The sequence below is a fragment of the Streptomyces sp. O3 genome, from assembly GCF_054788135.1.
Genome location: NZ_JBTVYK010000109.1, coordinates 1 through 5,674 on the forward strand (window position 1 = coordinate 1; position 5,674 = coordinate 5,674).

The 5,674-nt window shown below is 73.9% G+C and carries 4 protein-coding genes; all 4 read left to right on the forward strand.

Annotated features, from left to right (window positions below; genetic code table 11):
- Nucleotides 1–7 precede the first annotated feature (7 nt).
- On the forward strand, nucleotides 8–1,429 hold the full coding sequence (locus ACX6XY_RS29780; RefSeq protein WP_460337651.1) for a hypothetical protein: 1,422 nt from the start codon (nucleotides 8–10) through the stop codon (nucleotides 1,427–1,429).
- 128 nt (nucleotides 1,430–1,557) lie between these two features.
- On the forward strand, nucleotides 1,558–2,505 hold the full coding sequence (locus ACX6XY_RS29785) for a glutamate ABC transporter substrate-binding protein (protein WP_460337654.1): 948 nt from the start codon (nucleotides 1,558–1,560) through the stop codon (nucleotides 2,503–2,505).
- Between the two features lie 86 nt (nucleotides 2,506–2,591).
- Nucleotides 2,592–4,055 (forward strand): hypothetical protein, encoded by a 1,464-nt coding sequence (locus ACX6XY_RS29790; protein WP_460337645.1) that lies wholly within the window; start codon nucleotides 2,592–2,594, stop codon nucleotides 4,053–4,055.
- The coding region (locus tag ACX6XY_RS29795) for a serine/threonine protein kinase (protein ID WP_460337648.1) at nucleotides 4,048–5,674 on the forward strand (1,627 nt) is incomplete at its 3' end. The genes ACX6XY_RS29790 and ACX6XY_RS29795, both read left to right, overlap by 8 nt.

Below are 5,674 nucleotides of genomic sequence, written 5' to 3' on the forward strand. Positions count from 1 at the left end.
AGCCGCGATGACCTGTCGCGTCTGGGGGGCTCGGATATGTGTATACGAGACCGCCCCGGCGGCGGCCGAGCCGCTGCCGGAGCGCCGCACCGCCTGGGCCGAGGGCTGGGACCGGCTGCGCGCCGCGGCCGCCACCGAGCCCGGACGGCTGCGGGGCATCGGGGCCGTACTGGCCGCCCTGGTGCTGGCGTTCGGGGCGTGCACGGCCTGGCAGACGTCCGACCGCTCGGCCGCCGCCGACGACGTACTGCACCGCAGCCAGCCGCTGAGCGCCGACGCCGCGGACGTCTACCGCTCGCTGGCCGACGCGAACACCGCGGCCGCCAGCGGCTTCCTGGCCGGGGGGCAGGAGCCCGCGGAGGTCCGCGAGCGCTATCAGGACGACATCGCGATGGCGTCCAGGAAACTGGCGACCGCCGCCGCCAACAGCAAGGGCTCCGACAGCTCGGCCGCCCAGATAGCCAAGCTGAACGAGCTGCTGCCGACCTACGCCGAACGCGTCCAGACGGCCCGCACCTACAACCGCCAGGGCCTGCCGCTGGGCGGCGCCTACCTGCGCAACGCGAACGAGCTGATGCAGCAGGAGATGCTGCCCGCGGCGAAGAAGCTGTACGACGCCGAGCGCGAGCGGCTCGACGCCGACTACGCCGACGCCACGTCGTACCCCTGGGCCGCGATCGGCCTCGGGGTGCTGGCGATCGGCGCGCTGGTGTGGGCGCAGCGCCGCACCTACCTGCGGACCAACCGGGTGTTCAACCGCGGCCTGCTCACCGCCACCGCGGCCGCGACGGCGGCGCTGCTCTGGCTGACGGCCGGCCACAGCTTCGCGTACAGCGGCCTGAACGAGTCGTACGACCAGGGCGTGAAGTCGCTGAACGCCCTCAACAGCGCCCGGATCAGCACCCTTCAGGCCCGCAGCAGCGAGAACCTGACCTTGGTCGCCCGCGGCTCGGTCACCGTGCCGGACGGTCCGCACGCGGGCGAGGACGCCTACGACATCGACTACCAGCGGCGGATGAGGGAGCTGGGCGACTTCACCGACCGCGACGCCCCCGGTTCGCTGACCGCCGCGCGCGGGCTCGCCGATGACGAGGCGGGCAGGCTTCCGGTGCGGGATGCCGTCGACGCCGTCAAGGAGTGGCAGAAGCGCCACAAGGCGGCCCGCGCCGCCGACACCCAGGGCGACTACGACCTGGCCCTGAACCGGGTCATCGGCGAGGAGGAGCACCGCCCCACGGGCGCGTCCTTCGACCGGGCGGACGCGGCTCTGCAGAAGGCCCTGGAGCACGAGCAGCGGGACTTCAGGAGCGCGGCCGAGGACGGCCGCGGGGCGATGACCGGGCTGCCGCTGGGCGTCGCGGCGCTGGCGCTGCTCGCCGCCGCCGGCGCCGTGGTCGGCGTCGGCCGCAGGATTTCGGAGTACCGGTGAGAGGGGGCGGGGTGAGCGGGGTCGAACTGAGAAAGCCGGGAAAGCCGGGAAAGGGCGAGGCGCGGGGGCGTGCCGTGACCGGGGGCCGCGGCCGGCGCTGGCCGCGCGGCTGGGGCGGGGTGGCCGCGATGGCCGTGGCCTGCCTGCTGACGGTCCTCTTCGTCCTGCTGCCGCTCCAGCGGATGGACGGCGGGGGCGGCGGGCACGACGGCGGCGCGGGCCGGGGCGGGCCCGGCGTCGCCGACGCGACGCACGCGAACGCCGAGGAGTGCGTGGAGCCCGAGCGCAGCCTCAGGCCGGACGGCGCCGACGGGCCGACCATCAAGGAGATCAAGACCCGTGGGGACAAGCCGAACAAGCTCATCGTCGGCATCGACCTGAACAGCTACCTGTGGGGCTTCCGCAACCCCGGCACCGGAGAGCTGGAGGGCTTTGACATCGATCTCGTGCACGCGATCGCCGAGGACATCATGGGCGATCCGAACGCCGTGGTCTTCCGCGCGGTGCCCACCAACCAGCGGGTGCCCGCGATCCAGTCGGGCCGGGTCGACATGATCGTCCGGGCCATGACGATCACCTGCGGCCGCGCCGAGCAAGTCGCCTTCTCCACCGCGTACTTCCGCACCGGCCAGCAGTTGGTCGTCCCGGACGACTCGAAGATCACCGGCTACGACGGCTCGCTCCAGGGCGAGAAGGTGTGCACCACGTCGGGTTCCACGGCCCTGGCGGCGCTCAAGAAGGAGTCGCACGGCGCCGATATCTCCACCACGGTGTCCAACAACCTCGACTGCCTGGTGGGGCTCCAGCTCGGCGAGGTGGACGCGCTGGTCACCGACAGCGCGCTGGCCGCAGGCCACGCCGCCCAGGACCCGACGGTGCGCCTGCGGGGCAGGCCGTTCACCGAGGAGTACTACGGCGTGGCGATGCACAAGGACGCCACGGATTTGGTACGCCGGGTGAACAAGGTACTGGAGGACTATCGCAAGAACGGCTGGAAGACCTCGTTCGACAAGTGGCTGGCCGGCGACCTCAGGAACGTCGACGGTCCGCCCCCGGCCAAGTACGTCGACGACTGAGCCGAAGCGACGGACCCGAACGCGCGGATCCGACGCGGCGGAACTGAACAGAGCTGTCCTTGTACTGCGGAACGGAGAGGTGATCGATGGGCGTCGCGGGACCCCCCGGACCCGTCATGGACCGGGACGAGGTGGACCGTGCGCTGGCGCGGCTCGGCGCCGAGCACGAGGCGATCGAGTCCTCGCTGCTCGCGCTCCAGGACCACGCGGGCCGACGCCTGCTCGAAGGCGCCGAACTGACCGGCACGACCAGGGACCGCTGGGCGGCGACCGAGCGGGCCGTCACCCGGCTGTGGGCGTACTTCGACGCGTACACCGCCGCCCTGACCGGCGCCCGCGAGCTGCGCGCGCGCAGACGCTGGCCGAGCCGCGACGACCTGGCGGAGCTGACCGAGCGGCTGCGCGGCCAGAGCGTCACGGTGCCCGGCGGCGCGCCGTCCGCTTCGGGCGCGGGACTGGGCGCCGGACCGGACGCGGGGCTGGGCGCGGGGCTGGGCGCGGAGCCCGCCCGGCTGGCCGAGCGGTTCACGCTGCCGGAGCTGGTGGACCGGATGAACGAGCTGTACGCCGCGTCGCTGGACATGGTGGTCGCCGCCGACGCGGTCTGGACGGCGCTCCCGGCCCGGATAGACCTGCTGGCCGCCGAACTGGGCCGCACCCGGCAGCTGGCCGCGTCCGTCGGCGTACGGCCCGGAGAGCACCCCGCGGGCGACGACCTGGAGCGGATCACCGCGGAGCTGGCCGCGCTGCGCGCCCAGGTCATCTCGGACCCGCTGGCGTTCTGGCGGGGCGCGCCGGGCAGTTCGGCCCCCGGCGGCGGCCGCCCCGACACCGAGCGCTACGACCGCGAGGCGCGCGCGCTGGAGGAGGTGCGCCGGGAGATCGACGCGGTGCTGACGGTGCGCCAGGACGCCGAGCGGCGGCTCGGGCGGCTGCGCGACGTGCTGTCCCGCGCGGACCGTACGCTCGCCGAGGCCAGGTCGGCGCGCGGCGAGGTGCTCGCCAAGATCGCCGCGTCCGAGGTGCCCGCGGTCAGCGGTCCGCCCACCGCGCTGCACGAGCAGCTGGCGACGGCCGCAGAGTATCGGCGGTACGCCCAGTGGCACCGGCTCTCCCCGCTCCTGGAGTCCCTGGAGCGCAAGGCCGACGACGAACTGGAGCGCGCCCGCGCGTCGTTGACCGCGGTCACCCAGCCGCTCGCGGTCCGCGCCGAACTGCGCGGCCGCCTGGACGCGTACAAGGCGAAGGTGGCCCGGCACGGCATGGCCGAGGACCCGGTGCTGATGGAGCGGTACGACGCGGCCCGCCGCATGCTGTGGAGCGCGCCCTGCGATCTGCGGGTCGCCGAGGAGGCGGTGCTGCGCTACCAGCGAGCCGCCGCCGACTTGCTGACGCCGCGGGTGCCGCCGCAGGGCGGGCCCGCGGACGCGCCCGGACCGTCCCGGCCATCCGGGTCGTCTGGGTCATCCGAGTCGCATGGGTCATCCGGGTCGTACGGGTCATCCGGGTCATCCGGGTCGTACGGATCACAGGGGGACGGTCATGAGTGAGCCGCGACAGTGCCAGCGCCCCGGCTGCGCGGGCTCGTACGAGGACATGGGCGCGGGCGACCTGTACTGCGACACCTGCGGGCTGGCCCCGGTGGTGTCGGCGGAGGCGCTGACGGGCCCGTCCTCCTCCGGGGCGGCCGGCGGGGGCGGCGCGTCGGCGTCGGGCAGGTCGCCGTCGGGCAGGTCGTCGTCGCGGAGCGGTCCCGCCCGGTCGTCGCGCGGCAGTTCGCGCTCGTCGACGTCCCGCAGGTCGGTGTCGGGGCGGCTGTCCCGCGCGCTGTCGGGCGGCGCGTCCGCGCGTTCGGTGTCGGTGCGCAGCTCCGGCGCGTCCGGTCCGGCCTCGGCGCGCGGACGGCTCGGCGTCGGCCTGGTCGAGGTGCCGGACGTACCGCGGCCCGACCCGGCGACGATGGTGCTGGCCGACCCCGAGGTGCCCGAGCGCAAGCGGTTCTGCTCGCGGTCCGACTGCGGGTCCCCGGTGGGGCGGGCGCGCGGTGACCGGCCGGGCCGTACGGAGGGGTTCTGCACGAAGTGCGGCCACCCGTACTCCTTCGTGCCGAAGCTGAACCCCGGTGACATCGTGCGCGGGCAGTACGAGGTGGTGGGCTGTCTGGCGCACGGCGGGCTCGGCTGGATCTATCTCGCCATCGACCGCGCGGTGTCCGACCGCTGGGTCGTCCTCAAGGGCCTGCTGGACACCGGCGACGAGGACGCGATGGCGGCGGCGATCTCCGAGCGGCGCTTCCTCGCCGAGATCGAGCACTCCAACATCGTCCGGATCTACAACTTCGTCGAGCACCTGGACCAGCGCACCGGCTCCATGGACGGCTACATCGTCATGGAGTACGTGGGCGGCAAGTCACTCAAGGAGATCGCCAACCAGCGGCGCACCGCCGACCAGCGGCGTGATCCGCTGCCGGTGGAGCAGGCGTGCGCGTACGGCATCGAGGCGCTGGAGGCGCTCGGCCATCTGCACAGCCGCAATCTGCTGTACTGCGACTTCAAGGTCGACAACGCGATCCAGACCGAGAACCAGCTCAAGCTGATCGACCTGGGCGCGGTGCGCCGGATGGGTGACGAGGAGTCGGCGATCTACGGCACGGTCGGCTACCAGGCCCCGGAGGTCGCCGAGGTCGGCCCCTCGGTCGCCTCCGACCTCTACACGGTCGCCCGCACGCTGGCCGTGCTGACCTTCGACTTCCAGGGCTACACGAACGTGTTCGCGGACTGTCTGCCCGACCCCGACGGCATCGAGGTGTTCCGGACCTACGAGTCCTTCTACCGGCTGCTGGTACGGGCCACCGACCCGGACCCGGCGCGGCGGTTCGCCTCCGCGCAGGAGATGGCGGAGCAGCTGACCGGCGTGCTGCGCGAGGTCGTCGCGCTGCAGACGGGACGTCCGCGGCCCGCGCTGTCCACCCTCTTCGGCCCCGAGCCGAAGGTCGCGGACACCGAACTGTTCGCCGAGCCGCCGGGCGAGGTGTCCCGGCTCGGGGTACGCGCCGTGCCACGCGGGTGGTGGACGCGACGCTCCGGGCGCGGCGGGGCGGCCCGGCCGGGACCGGACGCGCTCACGCCGAGCGGCACGCGCCAGCACGCGACCCCGGCGGCCCCGGCGG

Bases quoted from the DNA above. Each gene is read 5' to 3' on its own strand.
- ACX6XY_RS29780 (WP_460337651.1), top strand. From the start codon at position 8: ATGACCTGTCGCGTCTGGGGGGCTCGGATATGTGTATACGAGACCGCC.
- ACX6XY_RS29785 (WP_460337654.1), top strand. From the start codon at position 1,558: ATGGCCGTGGCCTGCCTGCTGACGGTCCTCTTCGTCCTGCTGCCGCTC.
- ACX6XY_RS29790 (WP_460337645.1), top strand. From the start codon at position 2,592: ATGGGCGTCGCGGGACCCCCCGGACCCGTCATGGACCGGGACGAGGTG.